The sequence below is a fragment of the Enterobacter sp. MGH 38 genome, assembly GCF_000492855.1.
In the GTDB taxonomy this organism is placed as follows: domain Bacteria; phylum Pseudomonadota; class Gammaproteobacteria; order Enterobacterales; family Enterobacteriaceae; genus Enterobacter; species Enterobacter hormaechei_C.
In genome coordinates, this window is sequence record NZ_KI535607.1 from 1,368,444 (window position 1) to 1,383,647 (window position 15,204).

The following is a 15,204-nucleotide window of genomic DNA, read 5'->3' on the forward strand; positions in this document are numbered from 1 at the left end:
AAGCCGCCACCCGGCACGCTTCAAGGGTCACTTCACATCAAGCGCCCAGTGCACATAGCTCTGCCACTGGTACTCCTGCTCAATCAGTTCCGCCCCAAGGGGATGATCCTCAAGCCAGTTTTCCGGTAGCGTCAGCGTCAGTTTCTCATCGTCTGCCGCCAGCGTAATCGCTGGCAGCAAATCATCTCGACGCCGACTGGCAAACAGGATCGCCAGCCGAAGCAGACGACACAGATGCTCCGCCACGCGCGGCGGCACAGCGTTCTGCTGGTGAAGGGAAGAGAGATCGACGGCGTTAGTCTGATTCAGCAGCAGGGTGGCCAGCAGCTTCTTCTGGGCGGGCGTATAACCCGGCAAATCGAGATTACGCACCAGCCAGGCCGCGTGCAGCGGTGCCTGCTTGTACTCCACGCTGAGACCAATTTCATGTAGCGCACAGGCGCTTAGCAACAGATCGCGGCTTAACGGTTCAATATCCCAGCTTTTTTTCACCTGATCGGCAAACTGTGACGCCAGTTGACTCACTCTCTGCGCCTGGTCGGTATCCACAATAAAGCGGCGTTGAACGTTACGCAGCGTACGGCTACGGATGTCCTGATCGACCGACTGGTGCAGCATTCCGTAGACCAGACCTTCACGCAGCGCACCGCCTGCCAGGGTCATACACTGGATATTAAGCTCGGTGAAAATGGCAATCAGTATGGCGAGCCCACTGGGGAAAACCAGCGCGCGTTCAAGCGTCAGCCCTTCTATTTCAAGCTCTTCCAGACGACCACACTGGATGGCGCGCTGTTTAAGCTGCTGGAGTTTGGCAAGCGTGATCCGCTCGTCCATCCCCTGTGCCATCATGATTTCCTGCAACGCCTGCACGGTTCCGGACGCGCCGACACACACTTTCCAGCCGTGATAGCGCAGTTCGTCCATGACCGGGCGCAGGACCGCACGCGCCGCGTTTTCCGCCTCGTCAAAATTCTCTTTGGCAAGGTTTCGATCGGTAAAGTAGCGTTCCAGCCAGGTCACACAGCCCATTGACAGGCTGAAGAGCGACGTCGCCTGCGCGCCTGTGCCCGTGACCAGTTCGGTACTGGCGCCACCGATATCGACCACCAGACGACGATCGTCGCCGCCGGTCGTATGCGCCACACCCTGATAAATCAGACGCGCTTCTTCTTCACCGCTGATGACCTGCACCGGACAGCCCAGAATTTCCTGTGCTCTGGCAATGAAATCGCCAGCGTTAACCGCCAGACGAAGGGTCGCCGTGGCAACAACGCGAATTTGACTGAGCGGGATATCCTGTAAACGTTCTGCAAACAGACGCAGACACTGCCAGCCACGTTCCATGGCTTCCGGGGAGAGATGATTATCGCTGCTCAGGCCCGCCGCGAGGCGGACCTTGCGCTTAATGCGCGTCAGCGTTTGTATGCTTCCCGCCACCTCGCGCACAACCAGCATATGAAAACTATTCGAACCGAGATCAATTGCCGCATAAAGCGAGGTGGAGCTGAGCATATTTTCTTAACCTGAACGACGACGATTACGCGGTGCACCGCCGGAACGACGCGGGCCATTGCCGGAGCGTGGACGTGTAAGGCGCTTAGGTGGCGGCAACTCGCTTAACAGCGCTTCCGGATTGTATTTGCTCTGTGGAATAGAGTGACCGATGTAGGTCTCAATGGCCGGAAGGTTCAGCGCATACTCTTCACACGCAAGGCTGATGGAGTGACCGCTTGCGCCTGCACGACCAGTACGACCGATACGGTGTACATAGTCTTCACAGTCATCTGGCAGGTCATAGTTAAAGACGTGCGTCACGGCTGGAATGTGCAGGCCACGGGCCGCCACGTCGGTCGCGACCAGAATATCAAGGTCGCCACGAGTAAATTCGTCGAGAATGCGCAGGCGTTTTTTCTGCGCCACGTCGCCGGTCAGCAGACCCACACGGTGACCATCTGCCGCCAGGTGTCCCCAGATATCTTCACAGCGGTGTTTGGTGTTCGCGAAGATAATCGCGCGATCCGGCCACTCTTCTTCGATCAGGGTTTGCAACAGGCGCATTTTCTCTTCATTAGAAGGATAAAAAAGCTCTTCTTTAATGCGGTGCCCGGTTTTCTGCTCCGGTTCTACTTCCACATATTCCGCATTGTTCATCTGCTCGAATGCGAGTTCACGTACGCGGTATGACAGGGTTGCGGAAAACAGCATGTTCAGACGCTGGTTTGCCGCAGGCATACGGCGGAACAGCCAGCGGATGTCTTTAATGAAGCCCAGATCGTACATGCGGTCTGCTTCATCCAGCACCACGACCTGGATTGCGCCGAGGTTGATATGGTTCTGTTTGGCGTAGTCGATAAGACGGCCGGTGGTCCCAATCAGGATATCGACGCCGCTTTCCAGCACTTTCAGCTGTTTATCGTAGCCGTCGCCGCCGTAGGCCAGGCCAAGTTTCAGGCCGGTGGCTTGCGCCAGGGGCTCAGCGTCTGCGTGGATCTGTACCGCCAGTTCTCGCGTCGGGGCCATAATTAGCGCGCGCGGCTGGTTAACTTTGCGGTCTGCAATCGCTGGGTGAGAAAGTAAATAATGAAACGTTGACGTTAAAAACGCCATCGTTTTGCCAGTACCGGTTTGCGCCTGCCCTGCAACATCGCGACCGGCCAGCGTCAGCGGCAGGGCGAGAGCCTGAATGGGCGTGCAGTTATGAAACCCTTTAGTTTCAAGGGCTTCGATCACCTTTGGGTGCAGGGCGAAGTCGGAAAACTTCTGTTCTGTTAAATGTGTTTTGCTCATAGTGTGGTAGAATATCAGCTTACTATTGCTTTACGAAAGCGTATCCGGTGAAATAAAGTCAACCTTTAGTTGGTTAATGCGACATCAACACGTCGTTGGTGGAGACAAAACCAACGTACCAGGCTTATTCCTGTGGAGTTATATATGAGCGATAAAATTATTCACCTGACTGACGACAGTTTTGACACGGACGTACTTAAAGCTGACGGGCTGATCCTCGTTGATTTCTGGGCTGAATGGTGTGGTCCTTGCAAAATGATCGCTCCGATTCTGGATGAAATCGCTGACGAATATCAGGGCAAACTGACCGTTGCCAAGCTGAACATCGACCAGAACCCGGGCACCGCGCCAAAATACGGTATCCGTGGCATCCCGACCCTGCTGCTGTTCAAGAACGGTGACGTGGCAGCGACCAAAGTGGGCGCACTGTCCAAAGGTCAACTGAAAGAGTTCCTGGACGCTAACCTGGCGTAAGGTTTCTCAGCTGAGCGTCCAGAGCGCCTAATTAACGGCGAGATCTGGACGCCCGGCTTTAGTCGTGCTAAGTTAGCTATGACTACGTTTTAAACATATCTTGTTGTTTGAATCTTGTTTTACCCGATACTTCCCGTTGTTAACATAAACAGTGCGTGAAGTTGCTAGATTCCGGGCTTGTCACTCAATCCGTCTTGTCGTTTCAGTTCTGCGTTCTTTCCCTGTGACCAGACAGCGAACAGACATGAGGTGATGGCCGCTAAACAGGCATGGATGACCCTGCCATACCATTCACAACATTAAGTTCGAGAATCACCCCGAGTTTAAGAACCCACACCATTATGAATCTTACCGAATTAAAGAATACGCCGGTTTCTGAGCTGATCACTCTCGGCGAAAATATGGGACTGGAAAACCAGGCTCGTATGCGCAAGCAGGACATCATTTTCGCCATCCTGAAGCAGCACGCTAAGAGTGGCGAAGATATCTTTGGCGACGGTGTGCTGGAGATACTGCAAGACGGATTTGGTTTCCTCCGCTCCGCAGACAGCTCCTACCTCGCCGGCCCTGACGACATCTACGTATCCCCTAGCCAAATCCGCCGTTTCAACCTCCGCACTGGTGACACCATTTCAGGTAAGATTCGTCCTCCAAAAGAGGGTGAACGCTACTTTGCGCTGTTGAAGGTTAACGAAGTCAACTACGACAAACCGGAAAACTCCCGCAATAAGATCCTGTTCGAGAACTTAACGCCGCTGCACGCGAACTCTCGCCTGCGCATGGAGCGTGGTAACGGGTCTACTGAAGACTTAACCGCGCGTGTGCTGGATCTGGCATCGCCAATTGGTCGTGGCCAGCGTGGTCTGATTGTAGCGCCGCCAAAAGCCGGTAAAACCATGCTGCTGCAAAACATCGCGCAGAGCATTGCTTACAATCACCCAGACTGTGTGCTGATGGTGCTGCTGATTGACGAACGTCCGGAAGAAGTGACCGAGATGCAGCGTCTGGTGAAAGGGGAAGTGGTTGCGTCTACCTTCGACGAGCCTGCTTCCCGCCACGTTCAGGTTGCGGAAATGGTTATCGAGAAGGCGAAACGCCTGGTTGAGCACAAGAAAGATGTGATCATCCTGCTCGACTCCATCACCCGTCTGGCGCGTGCCTACAACACCGTGGTGCCGGCTTCCGGTAAAGTACTGACCGGTGGTGTGGATGCCAACGCCCTGCATCGTCCGAAGCGTTTCTTCGGTGCGGCGCGTAACGTGGAAGAGGGCGGTAGCCTGACCATTATCGCGACGGCGCTGATCGATACCGGCTCCAAAATGGACGAAGTTATCTACGAAGAGTTCAAAGGTACAGGCAACATGGAACTGCACCTTTCTCGTAAAATCGCAGAAAAACGCGTCTTCCCGGCGATCGACTACAACCGTTCCGGTACCCGTAAAGAAGAGCTGCTTACCACTCAGGAAGAGCTTCAGAAAATGTGGATCCTGCGCAAAATCATCCATCCAATGGGCGAAATCGACGCAATGGAATTCCTCATCAACAAACTGGCGATGACCAAAACGAACGACGATTTCTTCGACATGATGAAACGCTCGTAACGCAAATAATCCCAGTAAACGCCACGTTTTTACGTGGCGTTTTTTATTTATGGACTATACGCTATTACCACACACTCCCAATTTTGACCTGTCGGTGCGACAATAAGAATGTTTGCACAGTCAAAGAAATAATTGATTGAAAAACATACAAAGGGAGTTGTGAGAAGCCATCTTTAATCCTTCTGAGGCAGTGGCTTCATGGTTATACTTCCGGGACTAACATTTGTTGAGAGCAATCCATTGTGAATCTACTCACTGCAGTAACTGAGCTGATCAGTATTTTTTTATTCACAACCTGTTTTTTGTTCATTGCGCGCAAGGTAGCAAAAAGAATTGGGTTAGTGGACAAACCGAACTTCCGTAAACGTCATCAGGGGCTTATTCCGCTGGTGGGCGGCATTTCGGTATACGCAGGCATCTGTTTCACATTCGGGATCGCGGATTATTATATCCCCCATGCCGCACTCTATCTGGCATGTGCCGGTGTGCTGGTACTGGTCGGCGCCCTTGATGATCGTTTTGATATCAGCGTGAAGTTCCGCGCGACGGTACAGGCGGCCATTGGCATCATTATGATGGTGGTAGGCGGCCTCTATCTCAGAAGCCTGGGCTACGTGTTTGGTCCCTGGGAGCTGGTGCTTGGGCCATTCGGCTTCTTCCTGACGCTGTTTGCCGTGTGGGCGGCTATCAACGCCTTTAACATGGTTGACGGTATAGACGGTCTGCTTGGTGGGCTGTCCTCTGTTTCGTTTGGCGCGATCGGCATCATCTTATGGTTTGACGGCCAGTACAGCCTGTCAATGTGGTGCTTTGCTATGATTGCCGCCATCCTGCCATACATCTGCCTGAACCTGGGTGTGTTAGGGCGTCGCTATAAAGTCTTTATGGGCGATGCGGGCAGTACCCTGATTGGCTTTACGGTTATCTGGGTCCTGCTGGAAACCACGCAGGGTAAAACGCACCCTATCAGCCCGGTAACGGCTCTCTGGATTATCGCCATCCCGCTGATGGACATGGTCGCTATTATGTACCGCCGTCTGCGTAAAGGAATGAGCCCGTTTTCTCCCGATCGGCAGCATATTCACCACCTGATTATGCGCGCCGGCTTCACGTCTCGTCAGGCATTTGTGTTGATTACGCTTGCGGCTGCTATTCTGGCTGCGATTGGCGTTGCCGCAGAATACGCACATTTCATTCCTGAATGGGTAATGTTGGTATTATTCTTGCTAGCATTTTTCATGTACGGTTACTGCATCAAGCGTGCATGGAAAGTCGCGCGTTTTATTAAACGTTTAAAACGCAGGATGCGTCGGAACAGTGGCAAAAACACAACATTAACTAAGTAAAACCGGGACTATGATGACTCAACCGTTGGCGGGAGCGAAATCAGTGGGCACTGAGAACGAGCTGGATATTCGTGGTTTGTTTCGCGTGTTATGGCAGGGCAAACTGTGGATTGTAGGGATTGCCCTGGGGTTCGCGCTGTTAGCGCTTGCTTACACCTTCTTTGCAAAACAAGAGTGGAGCGCCACGGCGATCACAGACCGACCAACGGTGAATATGCTTGGAGGCTACTACTCCCAGCAGCAATTCCTGCGTAATCTTGATATCAAGGCCAATCTGGCGACCCCGGATCAGGCCTCGGTGATGGATGAATCCTACAAAGAGTTTGTGATGCAGCTGGCGTCGTGGGATACACGTCGCGATTTCTGGTCCCAGACGGACTACTACAAGCAGCGCATGGTCGGTAACAGCAAAGCGGATGCCGCGCTGCTGGATGATCTGATTAATAACATTCAGTTTATGCCTGGCGATGTGCTTCGTAACGTTAGCGACAGCGTGAAGCTGATTGCGGAAACGGCGCCGGACGCCAATAACCTGTTGCGTCAGTACGTTGCTTTTGCCAGCCAGCGCGCGGCCAGCCATTTGAATGACGAGCTGAAAGGCGCCTGGGCTGCGCGCACTATCCAGATGAAAGCGCAGGTCAAACGCCAGGAAGAGGTCGCTAAGGCCATCTTCGCCCGTCGCGTGCATAATCTTGAGCAGGCGCTGAAGATTGCGGAACAGCACAATATTTCCCGTAGCGAAACGGATGTTCCGGCGGACGAACTCCCGGATTCAGAAATGTTCCTTCTTGGTCGCCCAATGCTTCAGGCTCGTCTGGAAAATATCCAGGCCGTTGGCCCTGACTTTGACCTTGATTACGACCAAAACCGCGCCATGCTCAATACGCTCAACGTCGGTCCAACGCTGGACCCGCGTTTTCAGACCTATCGTTATTTAAGAACGCCTGAAGAGCCTGTAAAACGCGATAGTCCGCGTCGCGCATTCCTGATGATCATGTGGGGGATTGTGGGCGCACTGACTGGCGCTGGCGTAGCGTTATTGCGTCGCCGCACAAACTAAGAACGCCGTCTACGATGAAGGCTGTGACCTTCATCGTCTAATCGAAGAGAATCGATGTGAAAGTACTAACCGTATTTGGCACCAGGCCGGAGGCCATCAAGATGGCGCCTCTGGTTCATGCGCTGGCCAGAGATCCTGATATTGAAGCGAAAGTGTGCGTGACTGCCCAGCACCGTGAGATGCTCGATCAGGTCTTAACCCTCTTTTCTATCGTCCCGGATTACGATCTCAATATAATGAAACCGGGACAGGGACTGACGGAAATAACCTGCCGTATTCTGCAAGAATTAAAGCCTATTCTGGAGTCGTTCAAGCCGGATGTAGTGCTGGTGCACGGCGACACCACTACTACCGTGGCAACCAGCCTGGCCGCGTTCTATCAGCGTATCCCCGTTGGTCATATTGAAGCGGGTCTGCGTACCGGCAATCTCTATTCCCCGTGGCCGGAAGAGGCCAACCGTACGCTCACCGGTCACCTGGCGATGTACCATTTTGCGCCAACCGAGAACTCACGCCAAAACCTGCTGCGCGAAAATATCAGCGACAGCAAGATCTTCGTCACCGGCAATACGGTCATTGATGCGCTGATTTGGGTGCGTGACCGCGTGCTGGCTAACAGCGAGCTTCAGGCAGAACTTGCTGCGCGCTATCCGTTCCTGAACAACGGCAAGAAAACGATTCTGGTGACGGGCCACCGCCGCGAAAGCTTTGGCCGTGGCTTTGAGCAAATCTGCCACGCGCTGGCTGAAATCGCCGCGCAGAACGAGGATGTGCAGATTGTCTATCCGGTGCACCTCAACCCGAACGTCAGCGAACCGGTCAACCGTATCCTGGGTCACGTGGAAAACGTGCTCCTGATCGAGCCGCAGGACTATCTGCCATTTGTCTGGCTGATGAACCACGCCTGGCTGATCCTGACCGATTCTGGCGGCATTCAGGAAGAGGCGCCCTCCCTCGGTAAGCCGGTACTGGTGATGCGTGAAACCACCGAACGCCCGGAAGCGGTTACTGCCGGTACCGTGCGTCTGGTGGGAACGGATCCGCGTCGTATTGTCGAAGAGGTCACGCGCTTACTGCATGACGATGAAGAGTATCAGGCGATGAGCCGGGCCCACAATCCGTACGGTGACGGGCAGGCTTGTGGTCGTATTTTGCACGCACTTAAACACAATCGGGTAACGCTATGAGTTTTACTACCATCTCTGTTGTTGGTCTTGGCTATATCGGGCTGCCTACTGCGGCGGCCTTTGCCTCTCGTCAAAAGCAGGTCGTTGGCGTAGATATCAACGCGCACGCGGTGGAAACCATCAACCGTGGCGAAATTCATATCGTGGAGCCCGATCTCGATCGCGTGGTGAAAAAGGCGGTGGACGGTGGCTTCCTGCGCGCCAGCACCACGCCGGTAGAAGCCGATGCGTACCTGATTGCGGTTCCAACGCCCTTTAAAGGCGATCATGAGCCTGACATGGTTTACGTCGAGGCGGCGGCAAAATCCATTGCGCCTGTGCTGAAGAAAGGGGCGCTGGTTATCCTTGAGTCCACTTCACCTGTTGGGGCAACCGAGCAGATGGCACAGTGGCTGGCCGAGGCGCGTCCCGATCTTAGCTTCCCCCAGCAGGTGGGCGACCAGGCCGATATCAATATCGCCTACTGCCCTGAGCGCGTACTGCCAGGCCAGGTGATGGTGGAACTGATTAAAAATGACCGCGTGATTGGCGGCATGACGCCAGTCTGCTCCGCGCGCGCCAGCGAGCTGTATAAAATTTTCCTTGAAGGCGAATGTGTGGTGACCAACTCCCGCACCGCCGAGATGTGCAAACTGACCGAAAACAGTTTCCGCGACGTTAACATCGCGTTTGCGAATGAACTGTCGTTGATTTGCGCCGATCAGGGGATTAACGTCTGGGAACTTATTCGTCTTGCCAACCGTCACCCCCGCGTGAACATCCTTCAGCCGGGGCCGGGCGTGGGTGGGCACTGCATCGCGGTCGATCCGTGGTTTATCGTGGCGCAAAATCCGGAACAGGCACGCCTGATTCGCACCGCGCGCGAAGTAAACGACCATAAACCGCACTGGGTTATCAACCAGGTCAAAGCCACGGTCGCGGATTGCCTGGCCGACAGCGGCAAACGCGCCAGTGAGCTGAAAATTGCCTGCTTTGGTCTGGCATTCAAACCGAATATTGACGATCTGCGCGAAAGCCCGGCGATGGAAATTGCCGAAATGATCGCTGCCTGGCACAGCGGTGAAACGCTGGTGGTTGAGCCGAATATTCATGCGTTGCCGGCAAAACTTGCCGGTCACTGCACCCTTACCGCCCTGGATGACGCGCTGGCGACGGCGGATGTGCTGGTGCTGCTGGTGGATCACAATGCGTTTAAAACGGTCTCCGGTGATGCCGTACGTCAGCAGTATGTTGTTGATACCAAAGGCGTGTGGCGTTGAGTATCCTCAACGGCGTGCTGGAGTCCCTTGAGTGGGAAAGCGCATTTTTTGCGCGTCCCTCAGCGATAGTGCGTCTGCGCGACAATGCCCCTGCGTTGCAGGACGCAGACTTCAGCGCCTGGCAGCGCGTACAGGCTAAGATCCCGGCGGACCGCGCCGATCTGCTGGACGCCCTCCAGCAGCACGGATTCCGGCTGGTCGAGGGCGAGGTTGATCTCTCTGTTACCGTGGCTCGCTACGCCTCACCGGGCGCGGAAATTGCAACGGAGCAGGATATCCCCACGCTGCGCAAGATGGCGGCGCTGGCCTTCGCTCAGAGCCGTTTCCGGGCGCCCTGGTATGCGCCCGATGACAGCGGTCGCTTTTATGCTCAGTGGATAGAGAATGCGGTCAAAGGCACGTTTGACCACGTCTGTCTGGTGTTCCGTACTGACGGGGGACAGATTCAGGGTTTTGTTTCGCTTCGCAGGCTCACCGAGCACGAGGCGCGCATCGGATTGTTAGCCGGGCGCGGCATGGGCGAGAAACTCATGCAGGCGGCGCTGCACTGGGCGGAGCAACAACAGGTATCGACGCTGCGGGTCGCAACCCAGATGGGCAACACCGCTGCGCTTAAACGTTATATTGCGAGTGGTGCCAGCATCGACGCCACCGCCTACTGGTTATACAGGTGACAAGATGATTCCATTTAACGCGCCTCCCGTTGTGGGCACTGAACTTGATTACATGCAGTCGGCTATGGGCAGCGGCAAGCTCTGTGGCGACGGCGGTTTTACCCGCCGCTGCCAGCAGTGGATGGAGCAACGTTTTCACAGTGCCAAGGTGCTGCTGACGCCGTCCTGTACCGCATCGCTCGAGATGGCGGCGCTGCTGCTGGATATCCAGCCTGGCGATGAAGTGATCATGCCGAGCTACACCTTCGTCTCCACGGCGAACGCGTTTGTCCTGCGCGGGGCGAAAATCGTGTTTGTGGATATCCGTCCGGATACCATGAACATCGACGAAACGCTGATTGAAGCGGCGATCACTGACAAAACGCGGGCGATTGTGCCGGTGCATTACGCGGGCGTGGCCTGTGAGATGGACACCATCATGGCCATCGCCAAAAAGCACAACCTGCTTGTGGTGGAAGACGCCGCGCAGGGCGTGATGTCCACCTACAAAGGTCGCGCGCTGGGCACCATCGGTCATATCGGCTGCTTTAGCTTCCACGAAACCAAAAACTACACCGCAGGCGGCGAAGGCGGCGCGACGCTGATTAACGATCGTGCCCTGGTGGAGCGTGCGGAAGTGATCCGTGAAAAAGGGACCAACCGCAGCCAGTTCTTCCGCGGTCAGGTGGATAAGTACACCTGGCGCGATATCGGCTCAAGCTACCTGATGGCGGATTTGCAGGCCGCGTATCTCTGGGCGCAGCTGGAAGCGGCAGAGCGAATCAATCTGCAACGCCTCTCCCTGTGGCAAACCTACTACGACGCGCTGGAGCCGCTGGCAAAAGCCGGACGTATTGAACTGCCGACTATTCCGGCAGACTGTATCCACAACGCTCACATGTTCTACATCAAGCTGCGCGATAACGACGATCGCAGCAAGCTGATTGCCTGGCTGAAAGAGGCGGAAATTATGGCGGTATTCCACTATATTCCGCTGCACTCCAGCCCGGCTGGCGAAGCCTTCGGGATGTTTGCCGGTGAAGACCGCTACACCACCAAAGAGAGCGAACGTCTGCTCCGCCTGCCCCTGTTCTACAACCTCGCGCCGGTGAACCAGCGTACGGTGATCAATTCGCTTCTGAGTTATTTCGCCTGATATGTCTCTGGCAAAAGCGTCGGTGTGGACGGCAGCGTCCACGCTAGTAAAAATTGGCGCCGGGTTACTGGTCGTCAAGCTGCTGGCCGTCTCATTTGGTCCGTCAGGCGTTGGGCTGGCAGGGAACTTCCGCCAGCTGGTCACGGTGCTTGGCGTGCTGGCGGGAGCCGGGATATTCAATGGCGTCACCAAATACGTCGCGCAGCATCATGACGATGCCGAAAAGCTCCGCACGGTGGTGGGCACCTCCTCGGCTATGGTGCTGGGCTTCTCTACGTTGCTGGCCGTCGTCTTTTTGCTGGCGGCGGCACCCATCAGCCAGGGGCTGTTCGGACACACGCATTATCAGGGGCTGGTGCGCCTGGTGGCGCTCGTTCAGATGGGGATCGCCTGGGCAAACCTGCTGCTGGCGCTGATGAAAGGCTTCCGTGATGCCGCCGGGAATGCGCTGGCGCTGATCCTCGGCAGCATCATCGGCGTTATCGCCTACTACTTTTGCTATCGGCTGGGCGGCTATGAAGGCGCGCTGCTGGGGCTGGCGCTGGTGCCTGCGCTCGTTGTCATTCCGGCTGCGTTTATGCTGATGCGCAGAGGCAATGTCCCGCTGAGTTACCTGAAACCGCAGTGGGACAAGATACTGGCGGGGCAGCTCGGTAAGTTTACCCTGATGGCGCTCATCACTTCGGTAACGCTTCCCGTTGCCTACGTGATGATGCGAAACCTGCTGGCAGCGCATTACAGCTGGGATGAAGTGGGGATCTGGCAGGGCGTGAGCAGTATTTCAGATGCTTACCTCCAATTTATTACGGCTTCCTTTAGCGTCTATTTGCTGCCAACCTTATCGCGCCTGACTTCCAGGCAGGATATTACCCGCGAGATTTTTCGCTCCCTGCGTTTTGTGTTACCGGCGGTTGCGATCGCCAGCTTTACCGTCTGGTTACTGCGTGATTTCGCCATCTGGCTGCTGTTTTCGGCGAAGTTTACCGCCATGCGCGATCTGTTTGCCTGGCAACTGGTCGGCGATGTGCTGAAAGTGGGGGCATACGTTTTCGGCTATCTGGTGATTGCGAAGGCTTCGCTGCGGTTGTATATCCTGGCAGAGATCGGCCAGTTTGCGCTGCTGACGGCATTTTCTCACTGGCTGATCCCCACCCACGGTGCGCTGGGGGCGGCTCAGGCCTATATGGCAACTTATATCGTTTATTTCGCTGCCTGTTGCGGCGTATTTTTACTTTGGCGTAAACGCGCATGACTGCACTGATACACATACTGGGATCGGATATCCCGCATCACAACCAGACCGTTCTACGTTTCTTCAATGATGAACTGGCATCCGGCACGCCCGATGCGCGCGAGTTTATGGTCGTTGGACGCGATAACGGTCTGAGCGCGGCGTGTCCGGCATTGCACATCACCTTCTGGCCAGACAAAGCGGCGCTGACCAAAGCCGTTGTCGCGAAAGCTAAAGCGGACCGAAGCCAGCGTTTCTTCTTCCACGGACAGTTCAATACTGGCCTGTGGCTGGCGCTGTTAAGCGGCGGGATAAAACCTTCCCAGTTCAGCTGGCATATCTGGGGAGCGGATCTCTACGAAGTCTCACGTGGCTGGAAATTCCGTCTTTTCTATCCGCTGCGTCGTCTGGCCCAGGCGCGCGTGGGCTGCGTTTTTGCTACCCGTGGCGATCTCAACTATTTTGCTAAACAGCACCCGAAGGTTCGCGGGGAGCTGCTCTATTTTCCGACCCGTATGGATCCGGCGCTGAACACCCTGGCGAATGACGCGATTCGTGAGGGCAAACTGACCATCCTGGTGGGAAATTCCGGCGATCGCAGTAACGAGCATGTCGCGGCGCTGCGGGCGGTACATCAGCAGTTTGGCGATACGGTGAACGTAGTGGTGCCGATGGGCTATCCCGCCAATAACGACGCCTACATCAATGACGTTCGCCAGCAGGGGCTTGCGCTGTTTAGCGCGGAAAATCTGCACATTCTCAACGATAAGCTGGAATTTGATGACTATCTCGCGCTCCTGCGAAAATGCGATCTGGGCTATTTCATCTTTGCCCGTCAGCAGGGGATTGGTACGCTGTGTCTGCTGATTCAGGCGGGCGTACCGTGCGTGCTCAACCGCGAAAACCCGTTCTGGCAGGACATGGCCGAACAGCATATTCCGGTGCTGTTTACCTCTGACACGCTTAATGTCGAGGTCGTACGGGAAGCGCAGCGTCAGCTCACGCTGGTGGATAAAAATAGCATCGACTTTTTCAGCCCGAACTACCTCACGCCGTGGCACCACGCGCTGCGTATTGCTTCAGGAGACAACGCATGAGCCAGTTGCAATTTAGCGGCTTGCTGGTGGTCTGGCTGCTGAGCACGCTGTTTATCGCCACGCTCACCTGGTTTGAGTTCCGGCGCGTACGTTTTAACTTCAACGTTTTCTTCTCGCTGCTGTTTTTGCTGACCTTTTTCTTTGGCTTCCCGCTGACCAGCATCCTCGTGTTCCGCTTTGATGTTGGCGTCGCTCCGCCGGAAATCTTGTTGCAGGCACTGCTCTCTGCGACCTGCTTCTACGCGGTGTATTACGTCACCTATAAAACGCGCCTGCGCGCGGCGAAAGACACCGCACCCCGTCGTCCGCTGTTTACCATGAACCGGGTAGAAACCCATCTGACGTGGGTTATGCTGATGACCATCGCCCTCGTCAGCGTGGCGATCTTCTTCATGCATAACGGCTTTTTACTGTTTAAGTTACAGTCCTATAGCCAGATTTTCTCCGCCGAAGTCTCTGGTGTCGCGCTCAAGCGTTTCTTCTATTTCTTCATTCCGGCGATGCTGGTGGTCTTTTTCCTGCGTCAGGACAGCAAAGCCTGGCTGTTCTTCCTGGTCAGCACCGTCGCATTTGGCATTCTGACCTACATGATCGTCGGCGGCACCCGCGCCAACATCATTATCGCCTTCGCGATTTTCCTGTTTATCGGCATTATTCGCGGCTGGATCTCGCTGTGGATGCTGGCGGCGGCAGGCGTCTTTGGCATTGTGGGGATGTTCTGGCTGGCGCTGAAGCGCTACGGACTGAACGTGGCGGGCGACGAAGCGTTTTATACCTTCCTGTATCTGACGCGCGACACCTTCTCGCCGTGGGAAAACCTGGCATTGCTGCTGCAAAACTACGACAAAATCGAATTCCAGGGGCTGGCGCCGATTGTTCGCGATTTCTATGTCTTTATACCGACGTGGCTGTGGCCTGACCGTCCCGGTATTGTCCTGAACACGGCGAACTACTTTACCTGGGAAGTGCTGAACAACCATTCGGGCCTGGCGATTTCCCCAACCCTGATTGGCTCGCTGGTAGTGATGGGCGGAACGTGGTTTATCCTGCCGGGCGCGATCGCGGTCGGGTTGATAATAAAATGGTTCGACTGGCTATATACGCTGGGTAACGAAGAGACCAACCGCTACAAAGCCGCTGTTTTGCACAGTTTCTGTTTCGGTGCCATTTTCAATATGATCGTTCTGGCGCGCGAGGGGCTGGATTCATTCGTCTCACGCGTGGTGTTCTTTATGGTCGTTTTCGGACTCTGTCTGCTGCTGGCAAAACTGCTGTACTGGTTGTTTGACAGTGCAGGGCTTGTGCACAGACGTGAGCCACAGGGCAGCACAACGCTGTCGCAAGTCTGAGTAG

13 protein-coding genes are annotated in these 15,204 nt (G+C 55.2%); 11 read left to right on the forward strand and 2 right to left on the reverse strand.

Translation table 11 applies throughout. The annotated features are described in order from the left end of the window. Positions 1-27 precede the first annotated feature (27 nt). Positions 28-1,512 (reverse strand): guanosine-5'-triphosphate,3'-diphosphate diphosphatase, encoded by a 1,485-nt coding sequence (gene gppA, locus L384_RS14450; RefSeq protein WP_003860828.1) that lies wholly within the window; start codon positions 1,510-1,512, stop codon positions 28-30. Between the two features lie 6 nt (positions 1,513-1,518). After that, positions 1,519-2,787: an ATP-dependent RNA helicase RhlB gene (gene rhlB / locus L384_RS14445; RefSeq protein ID WP_003860827.1), complete on the reverse strand. Its 1,269-nt coding sequence runs from the start codon at positions 2,785-2,787 to the stop codon at positions 1,519-1,521. Positions 2,788-2,931: 144 nt separating this feature from the next. Here rhlB and trxA point away from each other — a divergent pair, with 144 nt between their 5' ends. The 11 genes from trxA to wzyE all read left to right on the forward strand — a co-directional run bounded on the left by trxA (position 2,932) and on the right by wzyE (position 15,200). Continuing rightward, positions 2,932-3,261, forward strand: coding sequence for a thioredoxin TrxA (gene trxA / locus L384_RS14440; RefSeq protein WP_006812392.1), 330 nt, complete (start codon positions 2,932-2,934; stop codon positions 3,259-3,261). A 341-nt stretch (positions 3,262-3,602) separates the two neighbouring features. Then, entirely contained in the window at positions 3,603-4,862 is a 1,260-nt protein-coding gene (gene rho, locus L384_RS14435; RefSeq protein ID WP_001054528.1) for a transcription termination factor Rho, read from the forward strand. Positions 4,863-5,104: 242 nt separating this feature from the next. Next, entirely contained in the window at positions 5,105-6,208 is a 1,104-nt protein-coding gene (gene wecA, locus L384_RS14430; protein ID WP_001050933.1) for a UDP-N-acetylglucosamine--undecaprenyl-phosphate N-acetylglucosaminephosphotransferase, read from the forward strand. A gap of 13 nt (positions 6,209-6,221) precedes the next feature. Beyond that, on the forward strand, positions 6,222-7,268 hold the full coding sequence (gene wzzE / locus L384_RS14425; RefSeq protein WP_017383601.1) for an ECA polysaccharide chain length modulation protein: 1,047 nt from the start codon (positions 6,222-6,224) through the stop codon (positions 7,266-7,268). A gap of 56 nt (positions 7,269-7,324) precedes the next feature. Further along, on the forward strand, positions 7,325-8,455 hold the full coding sequence (gene wecB, locus L384_RS14420) for a non-hydrolyzing UDP-N-acetylglucosamine 2-epimerase (protein ID WP_006812390.1): 1,131 nt from the start codon (positions 7,325-7,327) through the stop codon (positions 8,453-8,455). Beyond that, complete coding sequence (wecC, locus tag L384_RS14415; protein WP_023323981.1) at positions 8,452-9,714, forward strand: UDP-N-acetyl-D-mannosamine dehydrogenase; 1,263 nt, start codon at positions 8,452-8,454, stop codon at positions 9,712-9,714. The genes wecB and wecC overlap by 4 nt, the downstream gene beginning before the upstream one ends. Continuing rightward, complete coding sequence (gene rffC, locus L384_RS14410; RefSeq protein WP_022650165.1) at positions 9,711-10,388, forward strand: dTDP-4-amino-4,6-dideoxy-D-galactose acyltransferase; 678 nt, start codon at positions 9,711-9,713, stop codon at positions 10,386-10,388. Before wecC ends, rffC begins: the two co-directional genes overlap by 4 nt. A gap of 4 nt (positions 10,389-10,392) precedes the next feature. After that, positions 10,393-11,523 carry a dTDP-4-amino-4,6-dideoxygalactose transaminase gene (rffA, locus tag L384_RS14405; protein ID WP_023323982.1) on the forward strand — a complete coding sequence of 377 codons (1,131 nt, stop codon included), beginning with the start codon at positions 10,393-10,395 and terminating at the stop codon, positions 11,521-11,523. A 1-nt stretch (position 11,524) separates the two neighbouring features. Continuing rightward, a complete protein-coding gene (gene wzxE, locus L384_RS14400; protein ID WP_003860821.1) occupies positions 11,525-12,775 on the forward strand; it encodes a lipid III flippase WzxE in 1,251 nt (416 codons plus the stop codon). Then, complete coding sequence (locus tag L384_RS14395; RefSeq protein WP_022650167.1) at positions 12,772-13,851, forward strand: TDP-N-acetylfucosamine:lipid II N-acetylfucosaminyltransferase; 1,080 nt, start codon at positions 12,772-12,774, stop codon at positions 13,849-13,851. The genes wzxE and L384_RS14395 overlap by 4 nt, the downstream gene beginning before the upstream one ends. Then, positions 13,848-15,200 carry an ECA oligosaccharide polymerase gene (gene wzyE, locus L384_RS14390; protein WP_023323983.1) on the forward strand — a complete coding sequence of 451 codons (1,353 nt, stop codon included), beginning with the start codon at positions 13,848-13,850 and terminating at the stop codon, positions 15,198-15,200. Before L384_RS14395 ends, wzyE begins: the two co-directional genes overlap by 4 nt. Positions 15,201-15,204 lie beyond the last annotated feature (4 nt).

Excerpts from the sequence above, each read along its gene's own strand:
- rffA (WP_023323982.1), top strand. The coding sequence starts at position 10,393 with ATGATTCCATTTAACGCGCCTCCCGTTGTGGGCACTGAACTTGATTAC.
- rhlB (WP_003860827.1), bottom strand. The coding sequence starts at position 2,787 with ATGAGCAAAACACATTTAACAGAACAGAAGTTTTCCGACTTCGCCCTG.
- wzxE (WP_003860821.1), top strand. The coding sequence starts at position 11,525 with ATGTCTCTGGCAAAAGCGTCGGTGTGGACGGCAGCGTCCACGCTAGTA.
- rho (WP_001054528.1), top strand. The coding sequence starts at position 3,603 with ATGAATCTTACCGAATTAAAGAATACGCCGGTTTCTGAGCTGATCACT.
- gppA (WP_003860828.1), bottom strand. The coding sequence starts at position 1,512 with ATGCTCAGCTCCACCTCGCTTTATGCGGCAATTGATCTCGGTTCGAAT.
- wzyE (WP_023323983.1), top strand. The coding sequence starts at position 13,848 with ATGAGCCAGTTGCAATTTAGCGGCTTGCTGGTGGTCTGGCTGCTGAGC.
- L384_RS14395 (WP_022650167.1), top strand. The coding sequence starts at position 12,772 with ATGACTGCACTGATACACATACTGGGATCGGATATCCCGCATCACAAC.
- wecC (WP_023323981.1), top strand. The coding sequence starts at position 8,452 with ATGAGTTTTACTACCATCTCTGTTGTTGGTCTTGGCTATATCGGGCTG.
- wzzE (WP_017383601.1), top strand. The coding sequence starts at position 6,222 with ATGACTCAACCGTTGGCGGGAGCGAAATCAGTGGGCACTGAGAACGAG.
- trxA (WP_006812392.1), top strand. The coding sequence starts at position 2,932 with ATGAGCGATAAAATTATTCACCTGACTGACGACAGTTTTGACACGGAC.